Origin of the sequence: Variovorax sp. KBW07 (assembly GCF_003852515.1) — a bacterium.
Taxonomy (GTDB): domain Bacteria; phylum Pseudomonadota; class Gammaproteobacteria; order Burkholderiales; family Burkholderiaceae_C; genus Variovorax.
Window position 1 is genome coordinate 24,126 of sequence record NZ_QAJK01000122.1, and the last position, 17,726, is coordinate 41,851.

9 protein-coding genes are annotated in these 17,726 nt (G+C 69.5%); 8 read left to right on the plus strand and 1 reads right to left on the minus strand.

Annotation, left to right across the window (positions count from 1 at the left end):
* The first annotated feature begins 20 nt into the window (after positions 1-20).
* The 4 genes from DBV14_RS23030 (at position 21) to DBV14_RS23045 (ending at position 14,811) form a co-directional block, all read left to right on the plus strand.
* Positions 21-416, plus strand: coding sequence for a DUF4880 domain-containing protein (locus tag DBV14_RS23030; RefSeq protein ID WP_124462453.1), 396 nt, complete (start codon positions 21-23; stop codon positions 414-416).
* Positions 413-13,402 carry a filamentous hemagglutinin family protein gene (locus DBV14_RS23035; RefSeq protein ID WP_185546103.1) on the plus strand — a complete coding sequence of 4,330 codons (12,990 nt, stop codon included), beginning with the start codon at positions 413-415 and terminating at the stop codon, positions 13,400-13,402. The genes DBV14_RS23030 and DBV14_RS23035 overlap by 4 nt, the downstream gene beginning before the upstream one ends.
* Positions 13,403-13,527: 125 nt before the next feature.
* On the plus strand, positions 13,528-14,154 hold the full coding sequence (locus tag DBV14_RS23040; protein WP_124462457.1) for an RNA polymerase sigma factor: 627 nt from the start codon (positions 13,528-13,530) through the stop codon (positions 14,152-14,154).
* A gap of 15 nt (positions 14,155-14,169) precedes the next feature.
* On the plus strand, positions 14,170-14,811 hold the full coding sequence (locus DBV14_RS23045) for a transposase (RefSeq protein WP_124462459.1): 642 nt from the start codon (positions 14,170-14,172) through the stop codon (positions 14,809-14,811).
* 36 nt (positions 14,812-14,847) lie between these two features.
* Here the strand turns inward: DBV14_RS23045 and DBV14_RS23050 are convergent, their stop codons facing one another.
* The gene (locus DBV14_RS23050) at positions 14,848-15,324 is read right to left on the minus strand and encodes a type II secretion system protein N (RefSeq protein WP_124462460.1); all 477 of its coding nucleotides are present in this window, start codon (positions 15,322-15,324) and stop codon (positions 14,848-14,850) included.
* A 150-nt stretch (positions 15,325-15,474) separates the two neighbouring features.
* Between DBV14_RS23050 and DBV14_RS23055 the strand changes: the two genes are divergently transcribed.
* The 4 genes from DBV14_RS23055 to DBV14_RS23070 all read left to right on the plus strand — a co-directional run bounded on the left by DBV14_RS23055 (position 15,475) and on the right by DBV14_RS23070 (position 17,601).
* Positions 15,475-15,969, plus strand: a complete 495-nt coding sequence (locus DBV14_RS23055; RefSeq protein ID WP_124462462.1) for a prepilin-type N-terminal cleavage/methylation domain-containing protein — start codon at positions 15,475-15,477, stop codon at positions 15,967-15,969.
* 3 nt (positions 15,970-15,972) lie between these two features.
* Positions 15,973-16,389: a type II secretion system minor pseudopilin GspI gene (gspI, locus tag DBV14_RS23060; RefSeq protein WP_124462464.1), complete on the plus strand. Its 417-nt coding sequence runs from the start codon at positions 15,973-15,975 to the stop codon at positions 16,387-16,389.
* On the plus strand, positions 16,390-17,025 hold the full coding sequence (locus DBV14_RS23065) for a type II secretion system protein J (protein WP_124462466.1): 636 nt from the start codon (positions 16,390-16,392) through the stop codon (positions 17,023-17,025).
* Positions 17,026-17,103: 78 nt separating this feature from the next.
* Positions 17,104-17,601 (plus strand): low molecular weight phosphatase family protein, encoded by a 498-nt coding sequence (locus DBV14_RS23070; RefSeq protein ID WP_124462468.1) that lies wholly within the window; start codon positions 17,104-17,106, stop codon positions 17,599-17,601.
* The last annotated feature ends 125 nt before the right edge of the window (positions 17,602-17,726 follow it).

Consider the following 17,726-nt stretch of genomic DNA (forward strand, 5'->3'; position numbering starts at 1 on the left):
CGCAGGCTCGTCATGGAGGTATGGAACCGACGCCTCTCGACGACCGCCCGTGCAGCGCCCACAGCGACGACCGCGACGACCACGACGCTTGCCTGAGCGAAGCGCTGGCCTGGATCGTTCGCCTGAACCGCCCCTGCATCGACGGACAGGAAGTCCGGGCGCTCGGGGCCTGGTGCGCGCGCAGCGCGGTGCATGCCCAGGCCTGGCGCGAGGCCGTGGTGCTCTGGCAGTTGTTGCTACCCGCGGGCCGTGAATTGCCGCAACGCCGGCGCCGCCGCAGTGCCTCTGGCCTTCCATCGCTTCCATCGATCGCCCGCACGGCCGGCGACATCCGAATTCCAGGTCGCGGCGCCGCAACCGGTGCTGCGTCCGACCCATCTTCCTTGCACTTTCGTCCCAGGCAATCATGGTCTTGAATCCGCACACTTCCCGTTCGCGCCGTTCTGCAGCAGTGGACGGGCGGGCACCCGTCAGCCGGGGCGATCTTCGCCTGACGCCACTCTCGCGTTCGGTGGCCGTGGCGCTGGCGGCGCTCGGTACGTTCGGCCCGGTGCACGCGGCGCAGAGTCTTAGTCGCGCATGGTTTGCGGACAAGGGCGCGGAGCAGGCCTGGGCCCTGCAGACAGGGCGCCTGCGAAACGGCGCACCGGCGTCGAGCCTGACCAATCCGGCGCTGCAGCAACAGCAGGCGAATGCACAGCTGCAACGCTCGATCAGCAATCTGAACCTGGCCGCACAGGCCATTGCTGCCCAGCAGTCCGCACAGGCCGCGGCGCGCGAAGCGGCACTGAAGAACGGCACATCGGTCCCCGATGGCCTGGCCGATGGCGGCCTGAAGGTCGACACCGACAGCCTCACGGCAGGCTGGCGCAACGCCAACGCGCCGGTGCAGACGCAGCAGGCCGATGGCCGCACCAATGTCGCAATCCAGCAGACCGGCGACAAGGCCATCCTGAACTGGGAAACCTTCAACGTCGGGCGCAACACCACGGTCGATTTCAAGCAGCAGGCCGACTGGGCGGTGCTCAACCGCGTGAACGATCCGCAGGCGCGGCCCTCGCAGATCCAGGGGCAGATCAAGGCCGACGGCACGGTGCTCATCGCCAACCGCAACGGCATCGTGTTCAGCGGCAGCAGCCAGACCGACACGCGCAACCTCGTGGCGGCCGCGGCCCGCATCGGCGACGAGCAGTTCAGGGCGCGCGGCATCCACAGCGCAAAGACCAGCGACGGCTTCACGCCGAGCTTCACCGACGCGGGCGGCGCGGTGACGGTGGAAGCGGGCGCGCAGCTCGCCACGCGCACGCCTGCTTCGGTGAAGCAGGGCGGCGGCTACGTGCTGCTGATGGGGCAGGAGGTGAGCAACGCCGGCACCATCACCACGCCGCGCGGGCAGGTGCAGATGGCCGCCGGCGATTTCTTCATCGTGCGGCCCGGCCAAGGCACGGCCGCCAACCAGGCATCGACCACGCGCGGCAATGAAGTCGCACCGCAGTTCGTTGCCGACAGCACCGCGGGCCGCGTGGTCAACACCGGCCTGCTGCAGGCACCCGAAGGCGACATCACGCTGGCCGGCCGCAAGGTCGTGCAGGACGGCGTGGCGCTGGCCACCACCACGGTGGACACGCGCGGCACCATCCACCTGCTGAGCTCCGCCAGCGACAAGCTCGGCAGCGTGACGGTGACGCAGCGGGCGCTGAATGCGGTGCTGCTCGACGACGGCAACGGCCGCACGGCGCTCGACAGCCAGCGCGATGCGGTGATCGTGGAGTCCGCGAAGCAGAACATGCTGCGCCCGACGGCTGCCGCCGGCGCGTTCGACAACCTCTCGTTGCTGGACGACCGGCGCGACCTCTCGCGCATCGAGATCGTCTCGGGCGGCAACGTGATGTTCGAAGGCGGCTCGACCACGCTGGCGACCGGCGGGCAGTTGGCCGTGAGCGCCGGCAAGACCGGTGGCCGCAGCACCGTGGCCAATGGCGCGCGGCTGGACGTGTCGGGCGCGGTCGGCGTGCAGGTGGCCATGTCGTCCAACAACGTGAAGATCAACATCCAGGGCAACGAGCAGCGCGATGCGCCGTTGAACCGCGACACCTCGAAGCTGAACAACGCCAACGTGTGGATCGACCGGCGCAAGCTGGTGCGCGTGGCCGCCGGCGTGGGCGGCTACGACAAGGAGCGCTGGTACACGCCGGGCGGCCTGCTCGAAGTCGGCGGCTACCTGGGACTGCAGGGCCACGGCATCGGCGAATGGGCGGCACAGGGCGGCAGCGTGACCTTCAGCGGCGGGGAACTGGTGACGAAGGCCGGGTCGAACATCAACCTCTCGGGCGGCACGCTCGATGTGCAGACCGGCGCGATCCGCCAGAGCTGGCTCAAGGGCGCCGACGGCCGGCTCTACGAAGTGTCGAACGCACCCGCAGACGTGGCCTACACCGGCGTGTACAAGGGCTTCGAGGACGAACACAAGCGCTGGGGCATCAAGAACACGGGCTACTTCTACAACCCGCTGATCGGCCCCCAGCAAAGGCTGGAGAACGGCTACACGGTGGGCCGCGACGCGGGCCGGCTGGTGGTGGCCACCGGCGCGGCGGTGATCGAGGGCGACATCACGGCCAACGCTTTCCAGGGGCCGCGCCAGGCCGTGAAGCGCGACGCAGCGTTCGACGGTTATGCGCAGTCGCACAACGCCGCGGCCCAGGCCGCGCAACTGATTCTCGGCAGCTACACGACCGCCTACAACGCCGATGCGAAGCTGGGACCGGTCGGCACCTTCAGCCGCCTCGCGCCGACCTTCGACCGTGTGGTGGTCGGCCATGCGGAGCCTGACATCGGTGCGGGTCTGCAGCCTGAAGACGCATTGCCGCAGGCGCGCAAGGACGCGCTGTATCTCGACAACCAACGCCTGAACGGATTCGGCTTGGGCACGGTCGTTGCCGTGGCCAACAAGAGCGTGACGGTGGACGGCGCGCTCACCGTGGCGCCCGGCGGCAGCATCGTGCTCCACGCGACGCAGGTGAAAGTCAACGCCGACCTCACGGCGCGCGGCGGTTCGATTGCGCTGGGCAATGTGCAGAGCAGTTTCTCCAACACGGGCAAGCCGGTCGATGCCGTGTTGCCGGTGGCCGCCGAGACGCCGGTCGAAGTGAGTGTTGCAAAGGGAGTGACGCTCGACGCGCGTGGCCTGTGGAGCAACCAGCAGCTCGACCCCGGCGACACGCGGGGCCTGCCGTATCTCGACGGCGGCACGGTGAGCCTGCGCAGTTCGGGCGCGGTGACGCTCGCGGCGGGCTCGCTGGTCGATGTGTCTTCGGGCGGTGCACTCCTAGTCAATGGCAAGACGCGCGGCGGCCGCGGGGGCAACGTGACGCTGTTCGCCGATGTGGAGTCGAAGGAGCCTTCGAATCCCGGCCTGCTGACCATCGACGGCGACATCCGCGGATACGGCGTCAACGGCGGGGGCACGCTGCGCATGGCGTCGGGCACCGCGATCATCCTCGGTGGCCAAGTGCCAGGCAGCGGCGGCACGCTGGCCCCGGGGCAGGCGGCACCGACCGACCTGATCCTGCTGCAGGACTACCAGGTGCGGGCGGGCGATGTCCTGCCGGTGGCCTACAGCTACCAGCGCACGCGCGCACAGCCGGGGGAAACGGTAGGGACGGCGCCTGTGTTCGACGAAGGGCAGAACGCCGTCACTTTGGCGTCGGACTGGAAGCTACCCGATGTATCGTGGAGCAGTCCTAGTCGCTTCTACACCGTGACCGCCATTGTCAATGGTGTCAGTATGGACTTCCGCGCCTTCAGGACGGGCGATGGCAATTCGAAGAGCGAGACTGTGCCGGCGGGCGCCACGATCACGAACCTCAGCCAAGAGACGTCGTTCCCGGCCAACTATGTGGTCCCGCCCAACATTTTTCCGGGCGGGGTTGCGATCCGGCCGCAAGCCGCGACGCTGACGGCAGGCAACACGGCGATTGCCGATTTCACGGTGGCGAGCGGTACCCGAATCAATGCGGGGGCGGTTTTCACGCAATCGGTGCTCACCCGCCCGAACCTGTCGCTCGACTCCGCGATTCTTCAGTCGGGCTTCGCCCGCTACGAGATCGATGGCCGCCTGGGCGTGGTCGTGGCCGAGAACGCGAAGCTGGATGTGCGGATGCCGGTCTACCGCGTGTCCGAGGGCGCGCGAACTGTGCCCGGCGGCAGCAGCCCCGACGCGGCGCTCGAGCGCTGGATGCCACCGACGTGGCGCGAAGACGCCCAGCAGGGGGTGCTCACGCAGCGCGGCGGCGCGAGCCTCGTGCTGCAGTCGACGGGTGCCTCGGGCCAGGGCGTCAGCGCGCCCGTCGACCTGCGCGCGGGCGCGACGATCGAGGTCGATCCGGGCCAGTCGATCGCCCTGCTGGGGCGCGGCGTGACCGTCGACGGCCGGCTCGTCGCCCCGAGCGGCACCATCGCCATCGACGGCGGGCCGACTGCCGACAAGACCGGCCTGATCTGGATCGGCGACCGCGCGGTGCTCGATGTCGCCGCGCGTGCGGCCACCGCGCAAGACGTGTTCGGCCGCACCTACGGGCGCGTCGCGGGTGGAGGCACCATCAGCATCGGTGGGGCGCCCGATTGGGAGGCCACGGGCGAGGCCACTGCAGCGAATTCGTTCATCGTCATTCGCCCGGGTGCGTTGCTCGATGCGTCTGGAAGCAGTGCTGTGCTCGATCACCGCGACGGCACGGGCGGGGCATCGACGGTCGCCAGCGCAGGTGGCTCGATCGTCCTGAAGTCCAGCCTCGGGCTCTACCTCGACGGCACGCTGCGCGCGGCCTCGGGCGGCGTCGGGGCCGCGGGCGGCACGCTGGCGCTGGCGCTCGAATCGGCCAACTACCCGACCGCGGAAACGCGCGGCGACGTGTTGAGGCACCGCGAACTGGTGCTGGCACAGACGCAGGGAGACAGCGCCCTGGCGGCAGCGCAAACCCCGGCACAGGCGGCCGGGCTCCTGCGCACGGGCACGGCGCGGGTCGGCGTGGACCGGATCGAGGCCGGCGGCTTCGACAACCTGTCGATGCTGGTGCACGGACCGCTGAGCTTCGACGGCGACGTGGCGTTGCGCATCGGCCAGAGCCTGCGCCTGTACGCCGGCACCTATGCACACGCGGAGGGGGCGGCCACCGGTTCGAAGGTGTCGCTGTCCGCGCCCTACGTGCGCCTTGCGGGCGTGACCCGCATTCCGAACGACAACAGCACGCTGCCCGCGGCCAATTGGGCAAAGGGGGCTTCGCAGCAGCCCGGCGATGGCAGCTTCTCGGTGCTGGCGGACCTGGTCGATGTGCGCGACCGCGTCGGTTTCGGCGTGCACGCGGACATCGACCTGGGCATGTCGGCGTACACCGTCGACCGCAAGGGGTTCGGGAGCATCGACCTGTCGAGCCGCGGTGACATCCGCCTGCTGCAGGGGCTGTCTGCCGGCTTTGCCACGGAACTGTCGACACCGGGCAGCCTGACGCTCACCGGCGCGCAAATCTACCCGGCGACGGGTGCCAGCGCCGTAGTCACCGCCGGCTACCGCGTGGAGGACCCGGACAACGGCATCGTCGGCTATGTCCCGGGCAGCGTACTGGCCATCCGGCGTTACGGCGATGGCGACGTTGCCCTGCCGGACTCGGTTTTCGGCACGCTGGTATTGAGTGCTGAAACGGTCGAGCAGGGCGGCATCGTGCGCGCGCCGCTCGGCCACCTAACCTTGGGCCCGGCGGATCAGGGCTCGACCAAAAGAGTGGAGCGTCTGGTCCTGCAGCCGGGCAGCATCACCTCGGTGAGTGCAGCGGGGCTCCTGACGCCTTACGGCGGCACGGTCGATGGCCTGAACTACCTGTACGACAAGAAAGCCGTCCGCCCGACGAGCGTGGGCGCGTCGAGCGACATCCTGTTGAGGGCCCGCCGGGTCGACGTGCAGTCTGACGCGGTCCTGGACCTGTCGGGCGGCGGCACTCTGGCTGGCGCGGGCTTCGTCGCGGGACGCGGCGGCTCGGCCGACATTCTTGCCACGCCGCTCGTCAACGCGAACCCCGTGAACACGTACAGCCAGGCGGGCAACGCGGTCTATGCCATCGTGCCCGGCAGCGCCGCCCGCTATGCCCCGGTGGCTCCCGAGGCCGGCGCCGGCATGCCGGGCATCGGCCAGCAGGTGACGATTCCCGCCGGCGTGCCGGGCCTGCCGGCCGGCACCTACACGCTGATGCCGTCGAACTATGCGTTGCTGCCGGGCGCCTTCCGGGTGGAGGTGGGACCGGCCGGCCGCCCCGGCAGTCCTGGCGTTCCTGCTGTTCCGGCAACGGGCGACGGCTCCTACGTGGCGGCCGGCTACCTCGGCGTGGCCAACACCGCGATCCGCGATGCACTGCCCAGCCGCCTGATCCTTACGCCGGCCCTCAAGGTGCGCACCCATTCCAGCTACAACGAGACCGGCTACAACGCCTTCGTGCTGTCCGACGCGGCGCGGCTCGGTTTCATGCGCGGCAGGCTGACCTCGGACGCGAAGAATCTCGATATCGTCTTCGAGCCTCCGAAGAGCGGAGGCACAGGGGGCGTCCCTTTTGCCTTCAACGGCGAGGCCCGCCTCAGCGCCGAGGCCGGTACGCAGGGCTTCGGCGGAACGGCGTCGCTGAACGTCGGCGAAGTGCTTGCGGACGGACGGCCCCCCACCGAGGGACTGAACGGCGTATCCGTCTACGACGCGGACCTGAACCGGCTCAACGCTCCGCGCCTGGCCCTGAACAGCTCCATCGTCACCACCTACGGGTCGCGGGGGCGCATCGTCGACATCGTGGGCAACGGCACACTGATCGTGCGCAGCGGCGCGCGACTGTCGGCCTCGGACATCGTGCTGGGAGGCGACCAGCTCATCGTGGAAGAGGGTGCCTCGCTCAGCACACTGGGCCGCGGACGCTCAAGCTTCGATTCGAGCGCGGGCTATGTCTTCTATGGCAACAACGTGCTGGCGTTGTCCAACGGCTGGTTCAACATGCAGCTTTCGTCGTCGCCGAACGGCGCGGCCGGCGGCGGGCTTGTCGACATCGGCCGCTGCGCGAGCAGCGCCTGCACCGGCACGACGCAACTGGTTTCGGAGGGCACGCTGGCCATCGCCACCGATGGCGCGCTGCTCCTGGCCGACAACCTGTCGTACGGCACGCGCAACCTTGTGTTCGCGATGGCAGCCGTCAACATGGGCGAAGACGCAAGCATTGCGGCCGCCAGCGCCGCCGGGCGCCTGCCGCTCGGCCTGGGGCTCAACCAGGCCCGGCTCGACCGCCTGCTGGCCGGCAACACCGCGGCTGGCGTGCCGGCGCTCGAAACCCTCGTGCTCAATGCGCGCGATGCGGTCAACATCTATGGCGCGGTGAAGTTCGATGCATCGAGCCTCCAGCGCCTCGTGCTCGGCACGCCGGCCATTCATGGCTACGGCAAGGCGGGCGACGTTGCCGCCATTCGCGCCGGCGAGTTCGTCTGGGCCGGCTCTGAAGCCGCACCCGGCGCGCCCATGGTCGATCTGCTGGGCGACGGCGCGCTCGACATCGCGGCCCGCACCATCGTGTTGGGGCAGGGCCCGAACACGCCGGCGGACAACACCGCCACCAATGCACGGCTCGCGCTGGGCTTTGCGGACGTCAGGCTCAAGGCCTCCGAACAGGTCACCTCCGGCGGCAAGGGCACGCTGGCGGTCTACCACCGCCAGGATGCGTACGTGCCCGGGGAAGGCTATGCACGCGAGGGCGGCAACCTGCGCATCGAATCGCCGGTGCTGACCGGGCAGGCGGCCTCGGTGATGCGCATCGCCGCCGGCGGCGCCATCGACGTCGTGTCGCCGGGTGGTGCCGGTGCGCAGGCTTCGAACCAGGCGCTGGGCGCAACGCTGGAGCTGAAGGGCCAGCGCATCGGCGTGGACGGCAACGTGGTGCTGCCTTCAGGCCGGCTGGTGTTGTCGGCCACCGGCGACATCGCATTGGGTTCGGCTTCGCGCATCGATCTTTCCGGCCGCAAGGTCGGGCTGTTCGACGTCGACAAGTACAGCTGGGGCGGCGACCTCGTGATGAACAGCACCGGGGGAGACATCCGGCAGGCGGCGGGCGGCTCGATCGACGTGTCCGCGCGCAACAGCCGGGGTGGCACCATCGAGGCGACGGCGCTCGGTGCCGGTGCGGGCCGCATCGATCTCGGCGGCGCACTGCTCGGCAGCGCCACCGGCAGCCACGACGTGGGCGGCACGGTGGTCCCGTACGACGCGGGCGAACTCACGGTGCGCGCGCAGACCCTGAACGATTTCGCCGGCCTCAACAGCCGGCTGAACCAGGGCGGCATGTTCGGCGCGCGCCGCTTCCAGCTCAAGCAGGGCGACCTCGTCGTGGGCGACGGCGTCAAGGCCCGCGAGGTGGCCATCACGGTGGACGGCGGCAGCCTGCGGGTCGATGGCCGCATCGATGCCAGCGGCTACCAGGTCGGCACGATCCGCCTTGCGGCAAAGGGCGACCTCACGGTCGACGGCACGCTCGATGCGCACGGTACGGGCCTGCGGGTCGACAGCTACGGCAAGATCATCGACAGCCCCAACCGGGCCGTGGTCGAGCTGACCAGCAGCAGCGGCATGCTCACGCTGGGCAGCGGCGCGCGCATCGACCTGCGCGCGGGGACCGACGTGCCCGTGGGCACCGCCGCCGGCCAGAACGACGGCAGGGCGCGCGGCACGCTCGACCTCAATGCACGCCGCACCGGGGGCGCGGGCAGCGAGGGGAGCGGTGCCGGCGCGAACGACGTGGCGGTCACGGTCAATGGCACGCCGGTCGTCCTGGGCGCGAAGACCATCGCGGTCAATGCCTTCCGCCGCTACGACGATGCGCCGCTCGCCGGCCAGACCGATGTGTCCGGTTTCAAGCCGCAACTCATCACCCAGGGCTACCTCGACGAGATCGACGGACACAGCCAGCTCTTCGTCGATGCGGCGCTGCGCAATACAGCCCTGGGCAGTCGGCTGTCGGGCCTGGGCCGCTACCACCTGCGCCCCGGCGTGGAGATCGTCAGCAAGATCAGCGCCGACAACCCCAACGGCGACCTCACGGTAGACGGTGACCTGGACTTTTCTGGCTACCGCTACGGCCCGGATGCCAATCGCGGTGATCCGGCCCGGCGCGGCTTCGGCGACCCGGCCCGGCGCGGCTTCGGCGAGCCGGGCCGGCTCGCAATCCGCGCCACCGGCAACCTCAACATCCAGGGCAGCATCAACGACGGCTTTGCGCCGCCCGCTGCCACGCCCGACGACAGCGGCTGGGTGCTGACCGAGGCGCGCGGCCCCAACAACTCGCCCAGCACCCCCTTCGGCGGCGACATCGTCATTCCGATCGACGGTGTCTCACTGGAGCCCGGCACGCGCTTTCCGGCCGGGTCGACGCTCAACTACAGCGTGGACGTGGGGGCGATGACCTTGCCGGCGGGCACCGTGCTGCCGGTGGCCGTGGTGCTTGCCGGGCCGCTGAACCTGGCTGCGGGCACGGTCGTGGCCGCCGACATCCACAACGCCGACGGAACGCTTGCCTATGCGGCGGGCTCGGTGCTGCGGGGCGCGGTGGCGCTGGAGGCGGGCATGCGCCTCGGCGCCGGCACGGCGTTGCGTGCAGCCACGCCGATTGGCCCGCTCCGTTGGCCCAAGGGCGTGGCGTTGCCGGTGGAGATGACGACCACCGCCACGCTCGACCTGAAGCGGGGATCGCTGATCCCGTCGATGACGTGGGTCGAACTGCCGGGCGACAAGCCCATCAACCTGCGACCGGTCGTCAATGGCGTTCAGGGCCGCAACTGGGCGGTGGCGCCGATGCTGGGCGAGGGCGCCACGTCGTGGAGCATGCAACTGGTGGCCGGCGCGGACCTCGCATCGGCCGACCGGCGCGCCACCGACCCGGCCTCCAAGGGCGCCATCCGGTTGGCGGACACGCACTACACGATGGCGTTCGAGACGGGGCTGGTCGGGCAGATCCAGGTGTGGACGGCCGCCAATGGCAACGGCGGTGTCGAGAATGAACCGGTGCCCGAAAGCGATCAGTTCTGGTGCACCATCTTTTTCGACTGGTGCACGTTCAAGGGCGGCACGCCGGCCATCGTAGGCAGCCGGCCGGCCCAGCCGACCTTCAGCGTGGTGCGCACCGGCACCGGCGACCTGCAGCTGGTGGCGGCGGGCGACATCCGCAGCGATTCGCTCTACGGCGTGTACACCGCCGGCACGGCAACCACCGCGGATGCCGCCTACAACCGCCCGCGCGGCAAGCGGGCCGACGACACGGTGATCGGCCCGCAGGACCCGCTGCTCGACTACCAACGCAGCCTGGCGGGTTATCGCGCCTGGTATCCCGACCAGGGCGGCAACGTGCTGATTGCAGCCGGCGGCAACCTGGTGGGCGACATCAGCGGCACGACGGCGTCCAGCGTGGTGCCGGGCAACTGGCTGTGGCGGCAGGGCTCTGGCACGGCGCCTCTGGACACACCGATTCCCACCGCCTGGTGGATCAACTTCGGCGCCTATGCCCCAGTCGACAGCTTCAGCTCGAACCCGCCGCGGATCGTCGGCTTCACGGGCATCGGTGCGCTCGGCGGTGGCGACGTTCGCATCCGGGTGGGAGGCGAGGCCGGCACCATCGGCCTGCGCGGGAACAGGTCGGACGCCCTGGGCAACGAAGAACGCAGCCAGGGGCTGGTGGTCGCGGTTGGCGGCACGGGGCGGGTCGGTGCCGACGGAAGCCTCGCACTCACGGGAGGCGGCGACATCGACATGCGGGTGGCCGGTGCACTCAATCCCCAGCGCGGCATGAGCGCCGGGACCGAAAAGCTCATGCTCACTGGCGCCATTGCCAACCTGCGAGGTGCGACGGACGTCAGCGCGGCATCGATCGGCAGCCTGGGCCTGATGTTCCCGAGCAGCAAGTACGCGTTTGTCGATCTCGTCGATGCGCGCGGCATGGACCCCCTGACGGCAACCTATGCCAACGCGAGAGGCGGCATCAACCTCGTGCCCGGGGATTCCGTGGTCCAGTTGCGCACGCTCGGCGATCTGGTGCTCGGCGGTGCCGCCGATCCGGGACGCGGCGACACGCCCAACGCCCCGGCCTTCGATTTCGGCGGCAAGAGCCACCCCGGCGGCCAGGGCTGGTTCAGCCTCTGGAGCGGGCGCAGCGCCATCGACCTCACCGCTGCCGGCGGCCATCTGACGCCCATCATGGCGAGCGGCGACGCCCTCGTCAGCACCACGACGAAAGACGCATGGATCGTCTATCCCTCCATCTTCCGGGCTGCGGCCCTGACGGGAAACCTCTACTACGGCTACTCGGCATTGCCGCAGGCCGTGGGCAATCCTGACAAGCTGACCTACGGCCTGACGCTTGCGCCGTCGGCCACCGGCGAACTGGAAATGCTGGCCGGCGGCTCGATCTACGCGGGCAGGTACTCGGTCAGCATGTCCGGCGCGAGCACGCCCTTGCCGTCGCCATTCAATCCGGCGTTTGCCGGCGTGTTTCGCGATGATTTTCTGAACCCGGTTCAGGTGACCAACATCTCGGGGGATGGATTGGGCCCGGGTTCATTGTCAACGCTCTTCGCCTTCGGCCCCAACAGCGCGGGCGCCGGACTTGGTCGCGCGGCGAATGCACCGCCGATCCGCTTCTATGCCGCGGGCGGCGACATCGTGGGCCTGAAGACCGGGGAGGCCGTGAACTTCAACAGCACCGGCACGACCTGGTACAACGCCGCCGCGCCGGTGCGCATCCGGGCGGCGCGCGACATCGTCAACGCCGGTGATGTGCCCGGCAGCGCGACAACCGGCGCCAGTGAAACCGGCGGCTCCCAGCTGCGCGGCAACCTCATCGTCCACAACAACCCGACCGACGTTTCCATCGTTTCCGCCGGCCGCGACATCCTCTACGCCAACTTCGACATCGCCGGCCCCGGCACGCTGGAGGTCACGGCGGGCCGCAACCTGCTGCAGGAAGACCGCGGGGGCATCACGTCGATAGGACCGACCGTGCCTGGCGACACCCGTTCGGGTGCATCGGTCGCGATGATGGCTGGCGTGGGGGCATCGGCCGCGGCCTCGGGCCTGGACATGTCCGCGATCCGCACGCGCTACCTCGATCCGTCGAAACGCGCCGAGGCCGGCGCGTCGTTGGCCAGCCAGCCGGGCAAGGCCGTCAAGACCTACGAGGCGGAACTGGCCGCATGGCTGAAGGCGCGCTACGGCTTCGACGGCGGCAGCACCGCACAGGCGCTGGCGTACTTCGATGCCCTGGCGCCGGAGCAGCAACGCATCTTCCTGCGCGAGGTGTACTACGCCGAACTGCGCGAAGGCGGCCGCGAATACAACGACCCGAACAGCAGCCGCTCGGGCTCGTACCTGCGTGGCCGCGAGATGATCGCCACGCTGTTCCCCGACAACGACGCGGCCGGCCGTGCCATCGCGCGCAGCGGCGACATCACCATGTTCGGCGGCTCGGGCGTGCGCACCAATTTCGGCGGAAATATCGAGATGATGGCGCCGGGCGGCCAGATCATCGTGGGTGTGCAGGGCCAGGTGCCGCCGGCCACGGCGGGCGTCCTGACGCAGGGGAAGGGCGACATCCGCATGTTCAGCGAAGGCAGCGTGCTGCTGGGGCTGTCGCGCATCATGACGACCTTCGGCGGCGACATCTTCGTGTGGTCCGAGAAGGGCGACATCAACGCCGGCCGCGGCTCGAAGACGACGGTGCTGTACACGCCGCCCAAGGTGGTCTACGACAACATGGGCAACGTCGAAATCTCCCCCCAGGCACCCAGCTCGGGCGCGGGCATCGCGACATTGGCGCCCATCGCCGAAGTGCCGCGCGGCGACGTCGACCTGGTCGCGCCGCTGGGCACCATCGACCCCGGCGAGGCCGGCATCCGCGTGTCGGGCAACATCAGCGTCGCGGCGCTGCACGTGGTGAACGCAGACAACATCGTGGCGCAGGGCAAGTCGTCGGGGCTGCCGGCCATCGTCTCGGTGAACGTCGGCGCGCTCACCAACGCCAGCGCGGCCGCGGCGCAGGCCAGCACGGCCGCGCAGGAAGCGGTGCAGCGCGAACGCGCCGCGGCGCGGCAGGCGTTGCCTTCGGTGTTCACGGTGCGCGTGCTCGGCTTCGGTAACGAGCCGGCGCCGGGCGGCAACGGCGACAGCAGCAGCAATGGCAACAACAATAACAACAACGGCAGCAGCGACGCGCCGGCCGGCAAGGCCGGCACGCCGGTCGCCTACAACCCGCGCAGCGTGATCCGCGTGCTGGGTGGTGGCGGCAGCCTGCCGCCGGCGGCGAGCCGGCAACTGACGGACGAGGAGCGCGCCAACCTGCAACGCTGACCCGTGCCCGGCGCCCGGGCTGGCGGGCGCATTCCTCCGTCCTTTTTTTCTTGTCTCGAGGCCTGGCCTTTCCCGCAACCGGCGATCCCGGACGCGGGCACGCCGGGCGTTCAGCGAAAACCAACATGACCCCCAACACCCAGGCGATGCGCAGCGGCGCGCCAGACCGGTTCTCCCTGCTTTTTCCCTCGGTCTGGCGACAGCTGGACGCGCGCATCGGGCGGCTGCCGGCCGTGGTGCCGCGCGCGGAGAAGGCAAGGAAGCCACCGGCGCCGGCGGTCGATCTGCAGGCGCACCTGGCGGCGCACTACACCGCGCTGCACCGTCGCCTGGAGCGGCAGTTCGGCTGCGCGGACCTTGCAAGCGAATGCCTGCACGAGGCGTGGCTGCGGCTGGGCGGACGCCGGGCGCACGAGGCGCCGGCCAACCCCGATGCCTACGTCTACCGCGTGGCCAGCAACCTGGCAATGGACAGCCTGCGCGCGCGCAAGCGCTGGAGCGGGCTGAACGACGAGGGGGCCGATGTCGGTGACGTGGCCGACCTGCAGCCCGGCCCCGAGCTCATTGCCGAGGCGCGCTCGGAAGTGGCCGCGGTCGACCGCGCCATGCAGAGGCTGCCGCGCCGCCACCAGTCGGTGCTGCTGGCGCTGCGCTGGCACGAGATGTCGCGCCAGGAGGTGGCCCGGCGCCACGGCGTGTCGGTGCGCAAGGTCGACACGGCGCTGCGGCAGGCGCTGGGCGCGCTGCGTTGACGTGGAGGAAACCAGATGATGATGAAGTGGATGTCGCCCATGCGGGTCACCATGCAGGAACTGGACGCCAAGCTCTCGAAGATCGTCGAGCGGGCGCGCGAGGCGCCGGTGGCGGTCAATCGCTATGGCTCGCCGTGGGTGTGGATCGTGAGCCACCAGGCCTGGGTGCAGGCCGACAACCTGCGCGCACTGGTGCCGCAGAGCCACCCGCTGGTGCCGTTGCACGACCTGGTGGAAGACGCGCTGCGCTACGAGCGCGACCTGCTCGCCGACCTGGAGCGCCAGCACGGCAGCACCATCGGCGCGGCCACGCTGTTCAAGTGCCTGATGCTGCAGATCATCTATTCGCTGGAAGACGGCGAGAAGGTGCACGAGAGCCTTGCCTACAACATGCTGTTCCGCTGGTTCGTGGGCTTCGAGAAGTTCGCCGATGCGCTGCCCGAGCGCGCAGCGTTCACGCGCGAGCTGAATGCGGTGGGGGCCGACGCGCGGGCGGTGCGCGTCATTACGCGTTGCCTGTCGCACACCTTCCTGCCGGAGTCGGGCGACGGCGATTTCCGGGTCAACCGCGGGCTGCTGCATGCGCTGTCGACATGGGCGTCGGCCGTGCCGGGTGCCGCGGCACCGGGTGCCAGGCCGCATGAAGCGGTGGGTTGAATGCCGGCCCGCCGTGGCGGGACGCGGCAACGGCCGTTAGCGCGCGGCCGTGTCGGCGGAAGCGGCGCTGGCCCTGGCCCTGGCGATGCCCGGCGTCGCAAGCTGCGGCATCGCAGGCGCAGCAATGCGCTCGGCCACGCCGGCCTTGTCGATGACCACCGCATCGGCTTCGATGGCCTTCAGCGTGACCGAGCGCGCGAGCGTCTCGCCGACCTGGTACGGCCGCGGCGGCGCATCGTTGACGGCCAGCACCACGACGCCTTGTGCCGCGCTTTTTATCAACCCCTTGACCGCGATGTTCGCGCGCAGCTCGCCGGGGCCGAACCACGCGGCCAGCGCATCGGCGGCGGGGTCTGCTTCGGTGTTGCCTTGCACGCGCGCGGCCGGTGCCTGCGGCGCGGGCTTGCCGAGCAGGTGCGCCCAGGTCGCGATGCCCGCCACCACCAGCAACAGGCCGACCGCATGAACGATGTACTTCGCGGAGGGCTTCGTCGTCATTGCGGCGGACATCATGATTTTTCCTTGGCGGTCTTCGGGCTTCGTGTCTATCACAGGGGCGTTGGGGTTTCGTGTCAGCGTTTTTTCATGCGCGCATCACACGGCGCGCCTAGCATGGGCCGTGGCCTTGCGAATCCAGCGGGGCGCCACGTCATGAAGGTGCGCATGCGACAGGCATTTCCACGGGCCGCCGAATGCGGCTTCTCGCTGATCGAGCTGATGGTCGTGATGGTCATCGTCGGCATCGCGACCGCGGCGATCAGCCTGAGCGTTGCGCCCGACCCCGCGCAAGACCTGCGGCGCGATGCGCGCGAACTGGTGCAGCACCTGGCGGTGGCACAGAACGAAGTGCGCATCGACGGGCGCGTGATCGCGTGGCAGGCCAATGCCGATGGCTACGGCTTTGCGCGCGGCACCTGGCAGGGCGTGGCGGGCAGCGCGATTCCGGTGGTGTCGACGGCCGGCGCGCTCGACACCTTCGGGCGCGACGACGAACTGCGGCCCCGGCAGTGGCGCGTGACGCCGGTGGAGGTGACGCCCGCGAAGCCGGTGCTGCTGACGTCCGAACCCATCGGCGCGAGCTGGCAATTGACCTTGCGCCACGGCGCGGCGACGGTCACCGTGCAGCGCGATGCGGCGGGTGGCTACAAGGTGCGTTGAGCCATGCATGCATCGCCTCGTTCATCGACAAGCACAAGCACAAGCGCACGGGGCTTCACGCTGATCGAAGTGCTGATGGCGCTGACCATCGTCAGCATCGCGCTTGCGGCCATCGTGCGCGCGTCGAGCCTCACCATCACCAACCTCGGGTTGCTGCAGCAGCAATCGCTGGCCATGCTGTCCGCGGAAAACCGCCTGGCGGAACTGCAGCTGGGGCAGGGGCCGAACACGCCCGGCGTTGTTCGCAGCCCGTGTCCGCAAGGCGGCGTGCGCCTCGTCTGCCGGTTGGAGCTGAGCCCCGCGGTCGATGGACTGCGCGCCGCGACGGTCGACGTGTACCTGGCGGAAGAAGGTGGAGAGGGCAGAGGCAGCGGCAACCGCCTCGCATCGCTGCGCACCCGCATGCCGGAGACCCGCTAGATGCGTCCAGCGAAACGGCCACGGCAACGGCAACGGGGCTTCACGCTGATCGAAGTCATGATCGCCATCGCGCTCATGGCGGTGCTGAGCGTGATGGCCTGGCGAGGTCTCGACAGCGTGACGCGAGCCAACAGCCGGCTTGAGGAACGCACCGAAGGCATCGCCAGGCTCATGCGTGCGCTCGACCAGCTGGAGCGCGACGTGGCCCTGCGTGCCACCACCGAACTGCCGTTGCCGGTGCTGGGTGCGAATATCGAACTGTTGCCGTCAGCGCTGCAGGTGCGTGCACAGGCCGACATGCCGTTCTTCCTGGAGATCGTGCGCACCGCGCCCGCCGCGCCAGGTCACTGGCAGCGCGTGCAGTGGTGGCAGCGTGGCGGCGTGCTGTACAGGGCCAGCGGTGCGGTGTCGTCATTGTTTCCCTTGCCGCCACCGGATGCGGCCGCGCGCGTGACGGTGCTGGACGCCGTTTCCGTTTTCCGTTTGCGTGCATGGGAGCCGGGGCAAGGCTGGCGCAACCTGCCGGGCATCGCGCCCGCGCGGGCCACCGCCACGGGGCTTGAACTGGAGCTAGGCCTGCGCGAAAACGGCGACGGCGCGGTACAGAATTTCCGGCGCGTCTTCGTGCTCAACTGACAGATCCTTCGAGGGGAAAATCGCTGGATTGATGGCGCAGTGGCAGGGGTCACACGAGGTGGCTATAGTGAAGGCTCCATGCAAAAACGAATAGCCGTGATCTTCGTCTCGCGACGAAACTCATTGCGGAGCATCCTGGCCGAAGCCTGCCTAGCGCACCTGGACCCGAAGCGGTTCTCGGCTTATTCCTGCGGCCAGCCGGGGCAACTGGCCCACGAATTCCATCCCGCGGCCGTCGGTGCATTGAAGAGTGCGAGCATGGAACTGCCGAGCCACGCACCGCGCAGTTGGGACGAGTTCGCGCGCTCGAGTTCGCCCGCCGCCGACTTCATCATCACGCTGGACGCAGCCACCGAGCCTTTGCATCCACCGTGGCCCGGACAGCCCGATGCGGCGCTGTGGGCCTACCCTGACGTGGCGGCCGGCACGGACAACAACGAAGCCACGGCTCATGCGGCGGTCCAGATGTTGTTCTCGTTGCGTCGTCGGCTGGAACTGCTGGTGAGCTTGCCGATGCAGGGTGTCGACAGGGCAGCTGTCCGGTCCGACGTGCGAGACCTGGGCTACATGCGCTGAACTGCGCTGCTGTTTGGGAGCGGGGTCATTCTTTGGCTTGTGCGACTGACACCGGGTACTTCCCTCCGCGAATGTCCCCCGCTTCGCTCCTCCTTTATTTCGCTGCGGGAAGCACCCGATGCCCT

Excerpts from the sequence above, each read along its gene's own strand:
- DBV14_RS23055 (WP_124462462.1), top strand. The coding sequence starts at position 15,475 with ATGCGACAGGCATTTCCACGGGCCGCCGAATGCGGCTTCTCGCTGATC.
- DBV14_RS23045 (WP_124462459.1), top strand. The coding sequence starts at position 14,170 with ATGATGATGAAGTGGATGTCGCCCATGCGGGTCACCATGCAGGAACTG.
- DBV14_RS23070 (WP_124462468.1), top strand. The coding sequence starts at position 17,104 with ATGCAAAAACGAATAGCCGTGATCTTCGTCTCGCGACGAAACTCATTG.
- gspI (WP_124462464.1), top strand. The coding sequence starts at position 15,973 with ATGCATGCATCGCCTCGTTCATCGACAAGCACAAGCACAAGCGCACGG.
- DBV14_RS23040 (WP_124462457.1), top strand. The coding sequence starts at position 13,528 with ATGACCCCCAACACCCAGGCGATGCGCAGCGGCGCGCCAGACCGGTTC.
- DBV14_RS23030 (WP_124462453.1), top strand. The coding sequence starts at position 21 with ATGGAACCGACGCCTCTCGACGACCGCCCGTGCAGCGCCCACAGCGAC.
- DBV14_RS23065 (WP_124462466.1), top strand. The coding sequence starts at position 16,390 with ATGCGTCCAGCGAAACGGCCACGGCAACGGCAACGGGGCTTCACGCTG.
- DBV14_RS23050 (WP_124462460.1), bottom strand. The coding sequence starts at position 15,324 with ATGATGTCCGCCGCAATGACGACGAAGCCCTCCGCGAAGTACATCGTT.